General features: G+C 71.4%; 16 protein-coding genes. 5 read left to right on the forward strand and 11 right to left on the reverse strand.

Features of this window, described 5'->3' with window-relative positions:
* Positions 1-64: 64 nt before the first annotated feature.
* Complete coding sequence (locus OG552_RS24335; protein ID WP_329136308.1) at positions 65-1,033, reverse strand: diacylglycerol/lipid kinase family protein; 969 nt, start codon at positions 1,031-1,033, stop codon at positions 65-67.
* A gap of 48 nt (positions 1,034-1,081) precedes the next feature.
* Here OG552_RS24335 and OG552_RS24340 point away from each other — a divergent pair, with 48 nt between their 5' ends.
* On the forward strand, positions 1,082-1,588 hold the full coding sequence (locus OG552_RS24340; protein WP_329136310.1) for a hypothetical protein: 507 nt from the start codon (positions 1,082-1,084) through the stop codon (positions 1,586-1,588).
* A gap of 258 nt (positions 1,589-1,846) precedes the next feature.
* Here the strand turns inward: OG552_RS24340 and OG552_RS24345 are convergent, their stop codons facing one another.
* The 3 genes from OG552_RS24345 to OG552_RS24355 all read right to left on the reverse strand — a co-directional run bounded on the left by OG552_RS24345 (position 1,847) and on the right by OG552_RS24355 (position 4,564).
* Positions 1,847-3,007 (reverse strand): SigB/SigF/SigG family RNA polymerase sigma factor, encoded by a 1,161-nt coding sequence (locus OG552_RS24345; RefSeq protein WP_443071021.1) that lies wholly within the window; start codon positions 3,005-3,007, stop codon positions 1,847-1,849.
* A gap of 10 nt (positions 3,008-3,017) precedes the next feature.
* Complete coding sequence (locus OG552_RS24350) at positions 3,018-3,431, reverse strand: anti-sigma regulatory factor (RefSeq protein WP_329136312.1); 414 nt, start codon at positions 3,429-3,431, stop codon at positions 3,018-3,020.
* 233 nt (positions 3,432-3,664) lie between these two features.
* Positions 3,665-4,564, reverse strand: coding sequence for a 1-aminocyclopropane-1-carboxylate deaminase/D-cysteine desulfhydrase (locus OG552_RS24355; RefSeq protein ID WP_329136314.1), 900 nt, complete (start codon positions 4,562-4,564; stop codon positions 3,665-3,667).
* Between the two features lie 166 nt (positions 4,565-4,730).
* Between OG552_RS24355 and OG552_RS24360 the strand changes: the two genes are divergently transcribed.
* Positions 4,731-5,657, forward strand: a complete 927-nt coding sequence (locus tag OG552_RS24360; protein WP_329136316.1) for a MurR/RpiR family transcriptional regulator — start codon at positions 4,731-4,733, stop codon at positions 5,655-5,657.
* Between the two features lie 86 nt (positions 5,658-5,743).
* On the opposite strand, the gene OG552_RS24365 is transcribed toward OG552_RS24360, so the two are convergent.
* Positions 5,744-7,753 (reverse strand): N-acetylmuramoyl-L-alanine amidase, encoded by a 2,010-nt coding sequence (locus OG552_RS24365; protein ID WP_329136318.1) that lies wholly within the window; start codon positions 7,751-7,753, stop codon positions 5,744-5,746.
* Between the two features lie 265 nt (positions 7,754-8,018).
* Positions 8,019-8,414 carry a superoxide dismutase, Ni gene (sodN, locus tag OG552_RS24370; RefSeq protein WP_329136320.1) on the reverse strand — a complete coding sequence of 132 codons (396 nt, stop codon included), beginning with the start codon at positions 8,412-8,414 and terminating at the stop codon, positions 8,019-8,021.
* 139 nt (positions 8,415-8,553) lie between these two features.
* On the opposite strand from sodN, the gene sodX reads away from it, so the two are divergent.
* Positions 8,554-8,988: a nickel-type superoxide dismutase maturation protease gene (sodX, locus tag OG552_RS24375; RefSeq protein WP_329136322.1), complete on the forward strand. Its 435-nt coding sequence runs from the start codon at positions 8,554-8,556 to the stop codon at positions 8,986-8,988.
* Here sodX and OG552_RS24380 read toward each other — a convergent pair.
* The 4 genes from OG552_RS24380 to OG552_RS24395 form a co-directional block, all read right to left on the reverse strand.
* Entirely contained in the window at positions 8,883-9,524 is a 642-nt protein-coding gene (locus tag OG552_RS24380) for a CGNR zinc finger domain-containing protein (RefSeq protein ID WP_329136324.1), read from the reverse strand. The two genes, sodX and OG552_RS24380, sit on opposite strands and share 106 nt — an antisense overlap.
* 65 nt (positions 9,525-9,589) lie before the next feature.
* The gene (locus OG552_RS24385) at positions 9,590-10,372 is read right to left on the reverse strand and encodes an amino acid ABC transporter ATP-binding protein (RefSeq protein ID WP_329136326.1); all 783 of its coding nucleotides are present in this window, start codon (positions 10,370-10,372) and stop codon (positions 9,590-9,592) included.
* Positions 10,372-11,346: an amino acid ABC transporter permease gene (locus OG552_RS24390; protein ID WP_329136328.1), complete on the reverse strand. Its 975-nt coding sequence runs from the start codon at positions 11,344-11,346 to the stop codon at positions 10,372-10,374. The genes OG552_RS24385 and OG552_RS24390 overlap by 1 nt, the downstream gene beginning before the upstream one ends.
* A 1-nt stretch (position 11,347) precedes the next feature.
* Positions 11,348-12,319, reverse strand: a complete 972-nt coding sequence (locus OG552_RS24395; RefSeq protein WP_329136330.1) for an ABC transporter substrate-binding protein — start codon at positions 12,317-12,319, stop codon at positions 11,348-11,350.
* A gap of 415 nt (positions 12,320-12,734) precedes the next feature.
* On the opposite strand from OG552_RS24395, the gene OG552_RS24400 reads away from it, so the two are divergent.
* Complete coding sequence (locus tag OG552_RS24400) at positions 12,735-14,009, forward strand: NAD(P)-dependent malic enzyme (protein ID WP_329136332.1); 1,275 nt, start codon at positions 12,735-12,737, stop codon at positions 14,007-14,009.
* Positions 14,010-14,203: 194 nt separating this feature from the next.
* On the forward strand, positions 14,204-15,166 hold the full coding sequence (locus OG552_RS24405; RefSeq protein ID WP_329136334.1) for a zinc-binding dehydrogenase: 963 nt from the start codon (positions 14,204-14,206) through the stop codon (positions 15,164-15,166).
* A 77-nt stretch (positions 15,167-15,243) separates the two neighbouring features.
* Here OG552_RS24405 and OG552_RS24410 read toward each other — a convergent pair whose 3' ends face one another.
* A complete protein-coding gene (locus OG552_RS24410; protein WP_329136336.1) occupies positions 15,244-16,236 on the reverse strand; it encodes a PadR family transcriptional regulator in 993 nt (330 codons plus the stop codon).
* Between the last annotated feature and the right edge of the window lies 1 nt (position 16,237).

A 16,237-nucleotide genomic window follows, 5' to 3' on the forward strand; every position in this document is an offset into this window, starting at 1 on the left:
CCGTACTTCCATGGGGTGCAGGGCAGCCTAAACGTTCGAGTAAAAGGACTTTGGGCTCTTACGCTTACACAATCACACGCAGTGCACGGCGTACGCCTGTGAAGGTCGCGCTCATTCGCAGTCCCAGGTGGTCACCATCGACCTGGAAGGGCAGTGGCGCCTGCGATTGCAAGGTGAAGTCGGTGAGATCGTGCAGCCGCACGGCGTACTTTCCATGGGGTCCCCGCTCCGGCGTGGAACGGAGCAACTGCGTCGCGTAACGGGCACCGGACACGGTGGACATCTTGGTGATACCCAGCAGGTCGAGCGCGGTGTCGAAAGAGGCTTCGGGGGAGGCGTACACCGGCCGGTTGCCGATGTACGTCCACGGCGAGGTGTTGCAGACTATCGCCGTCGTCAGTTCGGACACCGGCTCGCCGTCGGGGCGCTGGACCGAGATGGTGCCGTGCCGGCGGTGCGGGTCGGCGAGGAACTGCCGGGCCACCTGGCGGAAGTAGAGCGCCGGCGTCGAGCGCTTGCCCAACTCCCTTTGCTGCTCCACCCGCCCGATCACCCCGGCGTCGAAGCCGAGGCCCGCGCAGAAGGTGAACCAGCGGGCCGGCACGCCCTCGTCCTCGGTCCCCGGGGTGCCGCTCACCAGTCCCAGGCCCACCGTCCTCGACGAGCCCGCCCGCAGCGCGTCCAGCAGGGCGCCGGTGGCCTCCACGGCGTCGTTGGGCAGGCCGAGGGCGCGGGCGAAGACATTGGTGGAGCCGCCGGGGACCACGGCGAGCTTCGGCAGCGCGGCCGGGTCGGGGCCGTGGTGCAGCAGCCCGTTGACGATCTCATTGACGGTGCCGTCGCCGCCGAGCGAGACCACCAGCTCGATCTCACCGCCCTCGGCCGCCCGCCGGGCCAGGTCGCGGGCATGGCCGCGGTACTCGGTGGTGGCCACCTCCAGCTTGAGATCGCTGGCCAGCGCGGTGCCGATCACGTCGCGGACCCGCGCGCTGGTGGTGGTGGCGGCGGGATTGACCACGAGGAGAGCGCGCATGGTCAACAGCGTACCTACGCTTTTTCGCGGCGGGCTACGCTGAGCGCTGTGAGCCAGAGCCCCGAACGCCGTCCGCCGTCCACCGCGCCTGCCGCCCGCGGCGGCCCGGCGCGGCCGGGGAAGACCCGTACCGCCGCCGGGCGGGCGCCCGAGCGGGCGCCTGAGCAGGCGGTGGGCCCCGCCGGGCCGCCTCCGCTGCGGCTGCTGCTGGCCGCGGGTGTGGCCGGGCTTGAGGGGCTCGCGGTGGCCGTGTGGGGCGTCACGATGTTCTTCACCGGCGGGGCGAACGCGGTGCTGGCCGGGTTGCTGGTGCTGGTGATGGCGGCGTTGCCGCTCGGGGCGGCGTACGGGTTGCGCCGGGCCCGGCGCTGGAGCCGGGGGCCGGCTCTGATCATGCAGCTGCTGGCGCTGCCGGTCGCGTGGACGATGATCAAGAGCGAGGCGTGGGTGGTGCCGGCCGGGGTGGGGGTCGCTGCGCTCGCTCTGGGCGGGCTTTTCCTTCTCGTCCACCCGGCGACCACGGATGCGCTCGGAATCAACCGCCGCACCGCCTGACCCCGAAGTTCCCCTCCCCGCCGCCGGGCGGTGCCCCCCAGGGGGGCGGGGAACTGCGCGCTCAGCCCGCCACCGGCGGGTGGTCCGGAGACGACCGTAACGGGCTGGGCCTGCGGGCCCGGTGCCGCGCCGCGACGGCCGGTCGCGCAGTTCCGCCCCCAGACTTCGTCCGGGGGGACCCCCAGCGCCCCTTCGGGGCACGAACCCCCGTCGTACGGGGGCCGGCGCCGTTGGGGCGGGGTCTGCCGGGCCGGAGGGCTACTCCTCGATGAGGAGTTTGTCGCGGAGCTGGGCGAGGGTGCGGGCGAGGAGACGGGAAACGTGCATCTGGGAGATGCCGACCTCCTGCGCGATCTGCGACTGCGTCATGTTCCCGAAGAACCGCAACAGCAGAATCGTCTTCTCCCGCGGCGGCAACTGCTCAAGCAGCGGCTTCAAGGACTCCCGGTACTCCACACCCTCCAGCGCCTCGTCCTCCGAGCCGAGCGTGTCCGCCACCGCGGGGGACTCGTCGTCGGTGTCCGGGACGTCCAGCGACAGCGTGCTGTACGCGTTGGCCGACTCCAGCCCCTCCAGGACCTCCTCCTCGGAGATCTTCAGGTGCTCCGCCAGCTCGTGCACGGTCGGCGCCCGCCCGTGCCGCTGGGAGAGCTCGCCGGTGGCCGTGGTGAGCGCCAGCCGCAGCTCCTGGAGCCGGCGCGGCACCCGTACCGCCCAGCCCTTGTCCCTGAAGTGACGTTTGATCTCGCCGACCACCGTGGGGGTCGCGTACGTGGAGAACTCCACCCCGCGGTCCACGTCGAAGCGGTCGACCGACTTGATCAGGCCGATGGTGGCGACCTGGGTCAGGTCGTCCAGCGGCTCGCCGCGGTTGCGGAACCGCCGGGCCAGGTGCTCGACCAGCGGCAGGTGCATCCGCACCAGCTGATTGCGCAGCTCGGCCCGCTCCGGCGACCCGTCGGGCAGCTTGTTCAGCTCCACGAAGAGCGCCCGGGCGCCCGAACGGTCGTGCGGGTCGTGCTGGTCGACGGTCTCCAGGAGTTCCGCGGCCTCCTCGGCCTCCTGGGACGCCGCCTCCTGGGACGGTGCGGCCTCGTTCGCCGCCGGGGCGCCGGCCGGGCGCTGCGGGGCCTGCCGGCCCTCCTCGCCCTGCGGTGGCGCCGGGTGCTCGTGCTGATCCATCGGGTCCGCCTGCTCTGCCTGCTCCGCCGCGTCCATCGCTTCCGTCCGGGCCCTCCCGCGGGCCTGTCCTCCGGGCCGGGCCGCGTCGCCCGGTTCGGGATGTGGCCTGGCCGCGTTCCGCCGCCCGGTGGGTGCCGGCCCGGTCGGGTCCGGCTGCTGGGCGGGTACGCCGGCTCGTCCGCGTACCGCGGGCACCTCGTGCTCCGCGGGCGGGCCGGGGGTCTCTGCTGGCGTCACGACAGCGGCCTCACGACAGTCCTGGTACGGCGCCGCGCTTCTTGTGCAGGCTGATGCTGACCGTCCGGTCCTCGGCGACCGTCGAGTCCACCTCGCCGGCCAGCGCGGAGAGCACCGTCCAGGCGAAGGTGTCGCGCTCCGGGGCCCGGCCGTCGGTGGTCGGCGCCGCGACGGTGACCCACAGCGAGTCGCCCACCAGCCGGAACACACAGCTCAGCACGGAACCGGGAACGGCTTGCTGCAGCAGGATCGCGCACGCCTCGTCCACCGCGATCCGCAGATCTTCGATCTCGTCGAGGGTGAAGTCCAGCCGGGCCGCGAGACCGGCCGTGGCCGTCCGCAGTACCGACAGATAGGCCCCCGCAGCGGGCAGCCGGACCTCGACGAAGTCCTTCGACCCGGGCTCGCCTGCGTTCTGGGACACCCTCACCTCCAAGGTGGCGCACAGTGATTGCTCTGGTTCGCAGTGACGCTATCGCGATCCGTACGGCGATGTCGCCCGGACGGAGCACCGGCGCACCGGTCATGTCACCCATGGTAAGCGTACGAGCACGTACCGTGGGTAGTGGTCCCAGGTCTCAATTCGTATGCGAATTCGCCCGGTTGCGGATCACGCCCCCAGGTTACGGGTGTTCGGTCCGCGCCGGGTAAAGCGGCTCACCCTGTGACCACGGCGGTGATCCGGGTGCCGGGGGCGAAGGCGCCCTCCGCGGCGAGCGCGAAGACACCGTAGAGCATCTTGGCGACATAGGTACGGTCAGGGGCCAGGCCGTGCCGGGCGGCGAAATCGGCGGCGAAGGCGTCCAGCGCCGGGGTGCCGCGGGCGTAACCGCCGTGGTGGAAGCGGGACTCCACCCGCCAGCGGCCCCGCGTGCCGCCGAAGGCCGCGGTCTGCAGCCGGGCCACCTCGCCGGTGAGGAAGTCGCCGCGCAGCACCGCGAAGCCGATCGCCTCGGCGGAGGCCGGCAGGCCCGCCGCCAGCCCGGCCAGCGTGCCGCCGGTCCCGCAGGCCACCGCCACCACGTCGGCGGCTCCGCCGATCTCCCGGCCCAGGTCCGTGCAGCCGCGCACCGCCGCCGCGTTGGAGCCGCCCTCCGGCAGGACGTGGGCGGGCCCGTGCCGCGCCAGCAGCCCGGCCAGTACCTCCGGCTCCGCCTTGCGCCGGTACGTGGTCCTGTCCATGAACTCCAGCCGCATCCCATCGGCCGCGGCCCGTGCCAGCGAGGCGTTCAGCGGCCGGTCCGCCAGTTCGTCGCCCCGCACCACCCCGACGGTCCTGAAGCCGAAGAGCCGTCCGGCCGCCGCGGTCGCCCGCAGGTGGTTGGACCAGGCACCGCCGAAGGTCAGCAGCGTGCGGTGGCCGGCCGCCGCGGCGGCCGCGAGATTCGGCCGCAGCTTGCGGTACTTGTTGCCGGTGACCACGGGGTGGATCAGGTCGTCCCGCTTGAGCGACAGCCGCACCCCGTGCCGCTCCAGACGCTTGTCCACCACCTCCACCACCGGTGACGGCAGGGTGAAATCGGCGGGGAGCGGGTGCGGGCCGGGATCTGCGGTCATCCGGCCATTCTCGCCCGGCCGCCCGCGGGCCTCCCCGGGCGAGGTCCGCACCGCGAATGTCACCCGGGCGGGTGACAGTGGGCGCCCGGCACGGCGGAGCGGAGTCCCGGCGGGGAATCTGGCGCACCGGGTCCCACGGGGCGGATTCACGGTGCATTCTTCTTCCGTGCACGAAAACGTCCCGGAGCCCGTGGGGTCCGGATCAGGGAACGCCACTGGGGGCAGTGGCGCGGGCGACACGGGAGACGCGCTCACCGCGACCGTGCGCGGGCTGCTGCCGTCGCTGACCCCGGCCGCCGCGCGGATCGCCTCGCTGATCGTCGAGGACCCGGCCCAGGTGGCGCGGAGCACCATCTCGGAGCTGAGCGCGCTGGCCGGTACGAGCGAGTCGTCGATCGTCAGGACGGCCCGTGCGCTGGGCTTCGCCGGATATCCGGAGCTGCGGCTCGCGCTCGCCGCCTCGGCCGCCCGGCAGGCGCCGCGCTCCACCCTGACCTCGGGCATCACCCCGGAGGACTCCGCCGCCGAGGTGATCGCCAAGCTGGTGCACACCGAGTCGCAGGCGGTCCGGGAGACCGCGACCCAGCTGGACCCCGAGCAGCTGACCGGCGCGGTGAAGGCGGTCTGCGGCGGCGGGGAGCTGCACATCGCGGGGGTCGGCGCATCCGGTCTGGTCGCGCAGGATCTCCAGCAGAAGCTGGCCCGTATCGGCCGCCCGTGCCACGCGCACGGCGACTCGCAGTCCGCGCTGACCAGTGCGGTGCTGCTGGGCGAGGGCGATGTGTTCCTCGCGGTGTCCCACTCGGGGGAGAGCCGTGACGTGCTCGAACCGCTCCGGCGCGCGTCCGCGCAGGGGGCGACGACGGTGGTGATCACCAACCATCCGCTCTCCACGGCGGCCCGGCTCGCCGACTTCGTGCTGGTGTCGGCGGGCCGGGAGACGACGTTCCGGCCGGGGGCGATGGCCAGCCGGATCAGTCAGCTGGTCGTCGTCGACTGCCTGTTCGTCTGTGTGGCGCAGCGGACGTTCGACGTGTCGAGCCGGGCGTTGCGGGTGACGCACGAGGCGCTGGAGAGCGACCGGGTGGGCTGACCGCGCGGGCTGACGGGAGGGGGTGACGGGGCGGGGTGACCGGGTGGGGTGGCCGGGCCCCTCGCGGGACCCGGCCACCTGCGGGGTTACGGGATGACGTCCACGTCGTCGGCGTTCACGAAGGCGACGCGGTGGTTGTAGACGATCTCGTACACCTTGGTCTGGCCCACGAAGTCGTGCCGGTCGTAGGGCGCCGAGCCGTCGTAGTAGATCGCGAAGTACGAGTCCGTGTTCATCGCCGGGCCCGACTCCACGTAGGACTGGCCGGCCGCGATGGAGTACTTGGCGGCGGCCCGCTGCGGGCGTGGTGCGACGCCGCCCTCGAAGGCCACGAAGTCCGCCGGGTAGACCGACGCCTCCGGGTAGGCCGTGGTGTAGACGGGGATCGAGGTCCTGCCCGCCTTGGGCACGATCCGGGACGCCTTGACCGGCACCGTCACCGGGTGCTGCGCGGAGTCCTGCAGCCACGCCTCCTTGCCGCCGTACCAGATCGCGGTCCAGCCGGGCTGCCGCTCGGCGACCACGTACTGCTCACCTGACGGCGCCTTGTCGCCCCAGTCGTCCATCGCGGTGGTGCCGGCGCCGGTGGGGTGCAGATACGGGTCCGCGAGCAATGGCGCGCTGGTGCTCGGCGCGCTGTAGAGCGGTACGAAGCTCGACGGGGCGTCCGCGGAGGTCGCCGGGCACTCGAAACCGCGGTACGGGCCGGGGAACTGCTTGTAGCCGGGCAGGCCGTCGCAGTAGGTCGTGGTCTGCTTGTTCCGCGCGAAGCCGGGCTTGATCGCGACGATGTCGCTGCCCTTCTTGGCGGTGGCGTGGACCGGTGCGCCCAGCAGGTCGAAGAAGTGCTCCCAGTCCCAGCCGGGTCCTGGGTCCCAGTGCTGGGTGGCGATGCCGCTCTCACTGCTGCCCGGGATGTTGTCGTGGCCGAGGATGTGCGCCCGGTCCAGCGGGATGTCGTACTTCTTGGCCAGGTACTTCACCAGCGCGGCGGTCGAGCGGTAGAGCGGCTCGCTGAACCAGGTGGAGCTGTGGGTCGCGTAGCCCTCCTGCTCGATGCCGATGGAGTGCTGGTAGAAGGACCGGTTGGCGCTGTCCCAGGCGATGTCCTTGGTCGGGGTCAGCTGGGTGACATGGCCGTCGGAGGAGCGGACCACGTAGTGCGCGCCCGCCGCGTAGGTCGGGTCGCGGAACAGGTCGAGGGTGCCGTCGTAGGTCTCCTCGGTGTCGTGCAGCGTGATGTAGCGGATCGGCAGGTCGTGCGGGCGGTCGGCGATGTCGTGGCTGCCGTAGTCCGCGAGGTTCGCCGGGTCCAGCAGGGTGTAGGCGGCGGGGATGACGTCGCAGCCGAGGGACTTGGGGCACTCGGCCGGCTGGGTGCCCGCGGGCGGGGTGACGTCCTTCAGCCCGAGCTTGCGCACGTCGTTCCGGTTCGGGTGCAGGTGCCCGACCGGCGGCAGGGTGATCTGCTGGCCGTCGGTGGTGGTGGCGGACGCGCCGGTGCGCAGGGTGTCCCAGACCTGGTCGGCGAAGACCTGGGCGATCTTGTCCTCGGTGCCCTGGCTGTAGCGGGCGGCGGCGGCGTACCAGCCGTCGATGGTCTTCGGCAGCCTGCCGTGGCTGTAGCCCTCGGCGTAGGACGCCAGCAGGGCGGCGCCGCCGCGGATGTTCTGCGTCTCGTCCGCCTCGACGGACGCGGTGTCAGTGCCGAGCAGCGCGGCGGCGGTTGCCGCGGTGTGCTCCGCCGGGGCCTTCAACAGGTCGGCGTAGCGCGGCGACTGGGTGCTGAGGCCGTCCGCGTCCAGCTCTTTGGTGGTGAGGTCGGTGAGGTTCATCGGGCCGTAGCCGGCCTCGGCGTTCTCCTGCCCGGCGTGCGCCTCCCACCGGGACTCGTTGTACGAAACCGCTTCGAGCACCGGCAGCGGGACGCCGAACTCCTGGGCGGCCGCGGTGAATTCGGCCTGCCGGGTGGTCTGCGGGGCGGCGGCGCCCGCCGTGCCGGAGACCGCGGTGACGGAGAGTCCGGCCAGCAGGGAGAGGGCCGCCGCCAGCGTCAGCGTTCTGCGGCGGGAGGTGTGTCTGAGCGGGTGGTGCATCCAGGCTCCTCGCGGTGCGTGCGTGCGTGCATGGGGAGAAGTGCTGTGCGGCAGCTTTGCGAGAGTGGATGGCAGTGAGCAACCTCTGGGAGGTAAATCCTGGAACTTTTTGCCATCGAGGGGCGCGGACAGTGGAAATTCGCGCCGGCGTGGACCCTCGCGGCAAGGTTTTGCGGCGGGAGGCGGGCGAGGGCGGACACGCGAACGCCCGGCGCCGTCGGGGACGGGCCGGGCGTGTGCGTGCGACAGGGGTGCCCCGGAGGGGTCAGGCCTGCTTGGTCTCCCAGAAGATCTTGTCGATCTGGGCGATCAGGTCGAGGGCCTTCTGGCCGGTCGCCGGGTCGTTGGAGGCCTTGGCGGCGCTGAGGGCCTTCAGGGTGTCGTTCACCAGCTGGTGCAGCTGCGGGTACTTCTCGAAGTGCGGGGGCTTGAAGTAGTCGCTCCACAGCACCGAGACGTGGTGCTTGGCCAGCTCCGCGCGCTGCTCCTTGATGAGCACCGCACGGGTGCGGAAGTCCGCGTCCTCGTTGGCCTGGTACTTCTCCTGGACCGCCTTGACGGACTCGGCCTCGATGCGGGCCTGGGCAGGGTCGTAGACGCCGCAGGGCAGGTCGCAGTGGGCGCTGACCTTGACCTTGGGCGCGAACAGGCGAGTGAACATGGCTGTCCTTCCTCGTGATCGTCTTTCAGGTGGGACATTACTCCCTGGAGGACTCGTTTTCTCGGGTGCCCCAGGTGGCTTAGGCCAAAAGTCTGGTGTCACCCTGGGGGCGGTGGAGAAACGAACCAGGAGGCGGAGGATGCGGGAGCAGGGGGCCAGGCTGTCATGGCAGCTGGTCGAGGTCACTGGTCCGTCGATGGCGCCCACGTTGCTGAACGGCGACTGGCTGCTGATCCAGAAGATCAGCAGTGGCGCCGAACAGGTACGTGAGGGGGATGTGGTGGTGCTGCGGCACCCGCTGCAACAGGACCTGCTGATCGTCAAACGCGCGGTGGAGCGGCGCGAGGGCGGCTGGTGGGTGATGGGGGACAACGCGTTCGTGGAGAACGACAGCCGGGAGTTCGGCACGGTGCCGGACGACATGGTGCTGGCCCGGGCCAGAGCGCGGTTCCGGCCACCCCGGGAGGTTCAGCGCTCGGTGGCCGGGGCGGGCTCCTGGGCGGCCTGGGCGGCGTCCTGCGTCAGGCCGCTGCGCGCCGACCGCTCGTTCTCCAAGCGCTTGCGGGCCCGGTAAGCCGCCACATTGGCGCGGGTGGCACACCGGTCGGAACAGTAACGGCGCGAACGGTTTGTCGATGTGTCGACGTAGGCGTTCCGGCACGGTGTCGCCTCGCAGATGCCGAGCCGGTCGACCCCGAGCGAGGTGAGCTGCACCGCCAGCCCCATGCAGGCGCTGGCGGCGAAGACCGCGCCCGCGGTCGGCGCCTGCTCGGCGAGGTGCATGTGCCACAGCGGGCGGCCGGTGTCCTCGTGGAGGTGGTCGTGGCCGGAGATCTGCGGGCTGACCGGGTACTCCAGCATCAGCTGGTTGAGCAGGTCGACGGCCCGGACCTCGTCGCCCTCGTCGGCCGCCTCGAAGACCCCGCGCAGCCGGGTGCGCACTCCCCGCAGCCGGGGCACGTCGGCGTCCGCCACCCGGCTGCCGGCCTGGGTGCCGGCGCCGGCCAGCTCGCGCACCGCGTCGGCCGAGGTGAGCGCGTCGGTGCCGCGCAACGGCTCCTCGCTGTTGACGAGGCGCACGGCGTAGTCGGCGTAATAAGCCAGTTCCACGTGGGATCCTTACGGGGTGCGATCCGGTCCGGGTAATGGCCGAACCTGCAGCCAGGCTATTACTTTCACAGCACCTTCGACAGGAACGACTTCGTCCGGTCGTGCTGCGGATTGGTCAGCACATCCCGCGGGTGGCCGGTCTCCACCACCGCGCCGTCGTCCATGAAGACCAGCGCGTCGCCGACCTCCCGGGCGAAGCCCATCTCATGGGTGACCACGATCATCGTCATGCCGTCCTCGGCGAGGCCGCGCATCACGTCGAGGACGTCGCCGACCAGCTCGGGGTCGAGCGCGGAGGTCGGCTCGTCGAAGAGCATCAGCTTCGGCTCCATCGCCAGCGCCCGGGCGATGGCCACCCGCTGCTGCTGGCCGCCGGAGAGCTGGGCCGGGTAGGTGGCGGCCTTGTCGGCCAGGCCCACCCGGTCGAGCAGCGCGGTCGCCCGGTCCCGGGCCACCGCCCTGGACTCCCGCTTGACCTGGACCGGGCCCTCCATGACGTTCTCGATCGCGGTCATGTGCGGGAAGAGGTTGAAGCGCTGGAAGACCATCCCGATGTCCCGCCGCTTGGCGGCCACCTCGCGGTCGCGCAGCTCGTGCAGCCGGTCGCCCTGCTGCCGGTAGCCGATCAGCTCGCCGTCGACCCAGAGCCGGCCGGCGTTGATCTGCTCCAGGTGGTTCACACAGCGCAGGAAGGTCGACTTCCCGGACCCGGAGGGCCCGATCAGGCAGAACACCTCCCGCGGTGCCACCTCCAGGTCGATGCCCTTGAGGACGTGCGCGGCCCCGAAGGACTTGTGCACGCCCTCCGCCTTCACCATCGGCTGGGCGCCGCTCTTCGGAGTGCTCATCACGCGGCCACCTTCGGTCGGCGCAGGGTGGACAGGTTGGAGCGGACCTTCTGCCACGGCGTCTTCGGCAGCGAACGCAGCGACCCGCGGGCGTACCGGCGCTCCAGGTAGAACTGGCCGATGCTGAACACGCTGGTCAGCGCGAGGTACCAGATGGAGGCGACGAAGTACATCTCCATCACCGCGGTGGAGTCGGTGCCGATGTCCGAGGTCGCCCTGAGCAGTTCGGTGTACGCGGCCACCGAGACCAGGGACGAGGTCTTCAGCATGTTGATGAACTCGTTGCCGGTCGGCGGGATGATCACCCGCATGGCCTGCGGCAGCACGATCCTGCGCATGGTCCTGGCCCCGGTCATGCCCAGCGCGTGCGCCGCCTCGGTCTGGCCCTCGTCCACCGACTGGATGCCGGCCCGGACGATCTCCGCCATGTAGGCGCCCTCGTTGAGGCCGAGCCCCAGCAGCGCGACCACGAACGGGGTCATCACGGCGACCGTGGTGTTCTTGTAGATCGGCCCCAGATTGATCACCGGGAAGATCAGCGACAGGCTGTACCACATCAGCAGCTGGACGTAGACCGGCGTGCCGCGGAAGAACCAGATGTACAGCCAGGCGACACCGCCGGTGACCGGGTTCTTCGACAGCCGCATCACCGCGAAGAGCACGCCGAGCACCAGGCCGAGCGCCATCGAGGTGACCGAGATCAGCAGGGTCCGCCAGACGCCCTTGAGCACATAGGAGTCGAAGAGCTTGTCGCCGACGGTGGACCAGATGACATCGCCCTGCGAGAAGGCGTAGACCAGCCAGGCCAGCAGCGCGACGACCACCACGGCCGCCACCCAGCGGCCGTAGTGGCGCACCGGGACGGCCCGGATCGCCTCGTACGGGGTGGTCGGGGCGGGCGCCGGCTTCTCGTCGAGCGAGGGCCCGGCCGGCAGCGCTTCGCCGGGCCCCTTCACGAAGTTGCCGTCGGTCACGTCAGGAGCCGCCGTTGATCGCGGCCTGCGCGATGGCGCCGCTGGTGGCGTTCCACTTCTCCAGCACCTTGGTGTAGGTGCCGTCGGCGATGATGGCGTCCACCGCCTCCTTCAGGGCGTCCCGCAGCTGGGTGTTGCTCTTGTCCAGCGCGATGCCGAAGGGTCCGGCGTCGGCAGGCGAGCCGGCCACCTCGAAGTCGTTGCCGCCACCGGACTTCTGCGCGATGTACGCGGCCACCGGCGTGTCGTTGAGGTCGGCGACCGCGCCGCCGGCCCTGACCCGGGTCTGCGCCTCGGAGTCGGTGTCGTACGTCTGGACCTTCAGGCCCTTGGAACCGCACGCCTTCTTCTGCGCGTTGAAGGCGTCCTCGTAGATCGTGCCGCGCTGGACCGCCACGCTCTGGCCGCACAGGTCGGCGAGCGTCTTGATGTTCTTGGGGTTGCCCTTCTTCACCAGGAGCGACGAACCGGAGGTGTAGTAGTCGACGAAGTCGACGCCCTTGCCGGTCTTCTTGCCGCTGTCGTCCAGGCCCTGCTGGCGGGCCTTGGTGTCGCTCATCGCGGACATCACGATGTCGGCGCGGCCGGAGGACAGGGAGGTGATCAGGCCGTCGAACTTGCCGTTGGTGAACTGGAACTTCACGCCCAGCTGCTTCGACAGCGCGTCCGCGATGTCCGGGTCGATACCGACGATCTTGCCCTCTTCGGTCTGCTCCATCGGAGCGTACGACGCGTCGGTGCCGACCTGGATGACACCGGAGTCCTGGTACTTCTTCGGCAGCTTGGCGAAGAGCGGGGCCTTGGCGGCGGCCGACGTCGCGCCCGGCGCGCCGGACGAGGGGGCGCCGGACGAGTCGTCCTTCTTGGTCTGGTCGCCGCACCCGGTGATGACCAGGGCGCCGGCGACCGCGATGGCGGCGACCGCGGTGAGACGTGACAGGGCGGCCGGGCGCCTGGTGGTACGTGCGGTCATCGCTGTGTCCTCCTGCGAGACGGGGGGATTACACCTGCAGGGCTGTGTAAAGGCACACGCCATCGAGTACCGGAACCCTGTGTGATCTGTGCATCTTGCCATCCGGACAGCCCCAGGCAGGGTGCCCGTTGTGTCAAAATCGGATAACGGGCGATCCCCGGGCGCTCACCGGGCCGGTACACCAAGGCCGGACCGCGGTGGGGCCATGCCGATCACATGGGTACTCGTCAGCGGAAACAGTTTTCCGATAGAACGGTTCCTTCACCCCTTATCCGGGGCCATGGCGTGCGTGCGGCGCGCCGGGTGTCCGATTGTCGCCACCTCACTCCCTTCTGGCGGTACGGACGCCGAGCCCACCTCTGCCTGCTCGTTCGGGCGGAGCCTTTCCCTCAAACTTCGACAAATGGGGTCAAAAGTGGCAACGGAGATCGTCAATCCGCTCACCGTCGTGGACACCGACACCGACACCGACACCGATTCGGGCGCGGGCGCGGGCGCGGGCACCGACAGGGACGCGGACGCCGGAGCGGGCAGACTGCCGGTCGAGCCGGTGTTCGCCCTGCACCGCGGCGGCAAGCTGGAGATCGCCTCCACCGTGCCGGTGCGCGACGCGGACGACCTGTCGCTCGCCTACACGCCCGGCGTCGCGGAGGTCTGCACGGCCATCGCGGACCAGCCGGAACTGGTGAACGACTACACCTGGAAGTCGAACGTGGTCGCGGTCGTCACCGACGGCACCGCCGTGCTGGGGCTCGGCGACATCGGCCCCGAGGCGTCGCTGCCCGTGATGGAGGGCAAGGCGATCCTCTTCAAGCAGTTCGGCGGCGTCGACGCGGTGCCGATCGCGCTGGCCTGCACCGGGGTGGACGAGATCGTCGAGACCGTGGTCCGGCTCGCCCCCTCCTTCGGCGGCGTCAATCTGGAGGACATCTCCGCCCCCCGCTGCTTCGAGATCGAGAAGCGGCTCAAGGAGCGGCTGGACATCCCGGTCTTCCACGACGACCAGCACGGCACGGCGGTGGTCACCCTTGCCGCGCTGCGCAACGCCTGCACGCTCACCGGCCGGACACTCGGCGAACTGCGCGCGGTCATCTCGGGGGCCGGCGCGGCCGGCGTCGCCATCGCCAAGATCCTGGTCGAGGCGGGCATCGGCGATGTCGCGGTCACCGACCGCAAGGGCGTGGTGCACGGCGGCCGGGACGACCTCAACCCGGTGAAGCGGGACCTGGTTTCGTATACGAACAAGGCGGGGCTCACCGGCTCGCTGGAGGAGGCGCTGTCCGGGGCGGACGTCTTCATCGGCGTCTCCGGCGGCACGGTGGCGGAGTCCGCCGTCGCCACGATGGCGAAGGGGGCGTACATCTTCGCGATGGCGAACCCGACGCCGGAGATCCACCCCGAGGTCGCGCGGAAGTACGCGGCGGTGGTGGCCACCGGGCGCAGCGACTTCCCCAACCAGATCAACAACGTGCTCGCCTTCCCCGGCATCTTCGCCGGTGCCCTCCAGGTGCGGGCGTCCGCGATCACCGAGGGCATGAAGCTCGCGGCGGCCGAGGCGCTGGCGGCGGTCGTCGCCGGGGAACTCGCCGCGGACTGCGTGATCCCCTCGCCCTTCGACCCGCGCGTCGCGCCCGCCGTCACCGCGGCCGTCGCGGCGGCCGCCCGCGCGGAGGGCGTCGCCCGGCGCTGACCGGCGCGCCGCGCCTTCGTCGTCCGCGTCGTCATCTGCGTCGTCATCTGGGTCGTCGTCTGGGTCGTCGCCTGGGTCGTCTGCGTGCCTCCGCCCGAGGGGTGCGCGGACGACGAAGGCGCGGCGGCCCGTGCGTGAGGTGTCACAGACGCGCGCTGTTCCCTACCGGCCGGTAGGGATCGTAGGGTCGGGACATGTTTGCTGTGTACGCCGCGCGCATCGATGCCGAGCAGCCGCTCAACGGGCTGGAGTCGGGAGAGCGGCCCGGGCCGCGGGAGCGGGACGGGTGGAGCCGGGTCACGGTGCGGGCCGCCTCGCTCAACCACCACGACCTGTGGTCACTGCGGGGGGTGGGCCTGAGCGAGAAGAGCCTGCCGATGATCCTCGGCTGCGACGCGGCAGGTGTGGACGAGGACGGCAACGAGGTCGTGCTCCACTCCGTGATCGGCCAGTCCGGTCATGGGGTGGGGCCGTACGAGCGGCGGTCCATCCTCACCGAGCGCTACCAGGGCACCCTCGCCGAACAGGTGACCGTACCCACCTGGAACCTGCTGCCGAAGCCGAAGGAGCTCTCCTTCGAGGAGGCGGCCTGCCTGCCGACGGCGTGGTTGACCGCGTACCGGATGCTCTTCACCAACGCCGGGGTACGGCCAGGGGACGCGGTGCTGGTGCAGGGCGCGGGCGGCGGTGTCGCGACCGCGGCGATCGTACTGGCGAAGGCGGCCGGCCTGCGGGTCTACGCGACCAGCCGGGACGCGGCCAAGCGGGAACGGGCGGCACGGCTCGGCGCGCACGGCGTCTTCGAGCCCGGCGCGCGGCTGCCGCAGCGGGTCGACGCGGTGATCGAGACGGTCGGCGCGGCCACCTGGTCGCACTCCATCAAGTCGCTGCGCCCCGGCGGCACCCTGGTGATCTCGGGCGCCACCAGCGGGCCCAACCCGCCCTCCACCGAGCTGAACCGGATCTTCTTCCTGGAGCTGAAGGTCGTCGGCTCCACCATGGGCACCAAGGAGGAGCTGGAGGACCTGCTCTCCTTCTGCGCGGCCACCGGCGTACGGCCGGTGATCGACTCCGTGCTGCCGATGGACCGCGCCCGCGAGGGCTTCGAACAGCTCGCGGCGGGCGAGGTGTTCGGCAAGGTCGTCCTGACGCTCTGACTCCTCAGGTCCGTCCCCGCGGCGCCGGTGGGGCGGGGGTCGCGGCGGGGGTCGCGGCGGGGGTCGCGGCGCCGGTGCTAGTGCCCGCCCAGGGCCGCCGCGATGCGGGCCGCCGCCGCGGACAGGTGGCGGCGCACCTCGCGCAGCCGGCCGTCGTCCACACCGCGGTCGCGGGCCGCGTCGCGGATGTCGTCGCGGAAGCGGTCCAGCAGCCGTTCGAGATCGCGCAGCGGGTCCTCGGAGGGCGGGGTGTCGTCCTCCTTCACCGGGTACGGGGCGGGCGGTGACCAGTTCCACGGCGTGGTGGGAGCGTCCATCCGGCCGGCGCCCGTGCCCGCGCCCGTACTCGCACCCGCGCCCGCGCCCGCACCGGCTCCCGCGCCCTTTCCGAAGCCGCCCGGCTGGCCGAACTGCCCCAGCTCGCGGGTGAGTTCGGCCAGCCCCTCGCGCAGGCCGGTCTGCCAGTCGCCACCCTTGGCGTAGGTCTGCACCTGCTCCTGGACCTGCCGGGCGATGCGCTGCACCTCGTCGCGGGCGCTGTCCATCGCGTCCCGGGCCGCCTTCGCCTGCTGCCGGGCGTCGTGCGCCTCCTCCTTGGCGCGGCGGCTCTCCTCCTTTGCCCGCCGGGCTTGTTCCTTCCACTCCTGCTTGTCGTACCGGGCATCACCGTCCTGTGGCGCGGTACGGGCCTGCTGGGCCGCCGCCCGCACCTCGCGGCGCAGATCGCCGGCCGCGCCCCTGACGTCCTCGCGGATCTCGGCCGCCAGGGTGGAGACCGACTCGCGGATCTCCGCCTCCAGACCGGCGATCTCGTCGGCGCGGTCGGCCAGTTCGGCCCGCCCGGCGTCGGTGAGCGCGTAGACCTTCCGGCCGCCCTCGGTGGAGTGGGTGACCAGGCCCTCCTTCTCCAGCTTGGCGAGCCGCGGGTAGACGGTGCCGGCCGAGGGCGCGTAAAGGCCCTGGAAGCGCTCCTCCAGCAGGCGGATCACCTCGTAGCCGTGGCGGGGGGACTCGTCCAGCAGCTTGAGCAGGTAGAGCCGGAGCCTGCCATGGGCGAAAACGGGGGCCATG

It is taken from the genome of Streptomyces sp. NBC_01476 (assembly GCF_036227265.1).
Taxonomy (GTDB): domain Bacteria; phylum Actinomycetota; class Actinomycetes; order Streptomycetales; family Streptomycetaceae; genus Actinacidiphila.

Coding starts and splice junctions, on each gene's coding strand:
- OG552_RS24335 (WP_329136308.1), bottom strand. CDS start 1,033: ATGCGCGCTCTCCTCGTGGTCAATCCCGCCGCCACCACCACCAGCGCG.
- OG552_RS24355 (WP_329136314.1), bottom strand. CDS start 4,564: ATGACCGCAGATCCCGGCCCGCACCCGCTCCCCGCCGATTTCACCCTG.
- OG552_RS24365 (WP_329136318.1), bottom strand. CDS start 7,753: ATGCACCACCCGCTCAGACACACCTCCCGCCGCAGAACGCTGACGCTG.
- sodN (WP_329136320.1), bottom strand. CDS start 8,414: ATGTTCACTCGCCTGTTCGCGCCCAAGGTCAAGGTCAGCGCCCACTGC.
- sodX (WP_329136322.1), top strand. CDS start 8,554: ATGCGGGAGCAGGGGGCCAGGCTGTCATGGCAGCTGGTCGAGGTCACT.
- OG552_RS24385 (WP_329136326.1), bottom strand. CDS start 10,372: ATGAGCACTCCGAAGAGCGGCGCCCAGCCGATGGTGAAGGCGGAGGGC.
- OG552_RS24395 (WP_329136330.1), bottom strand. CDS start 12,319: ATGACCGCACGTACCACCAGGCGCCCGGCCGCCCTGTCACGTCTCACC.
- OG552_RS24405 (WP_329136334.1), top strand. CDS start 14,204: ATGTTTGCTGTGTACGCCGCGCGCATCGATGCCGAGCAGCCGCTCAAC.
- OG552_RS24410 (WP_329136336.1), bottom strand. CDS start 16,236: ATGGCCCCCGTTTTCGCCCATGGCAGGCTCCGGCTCTACCTGCTCAAG.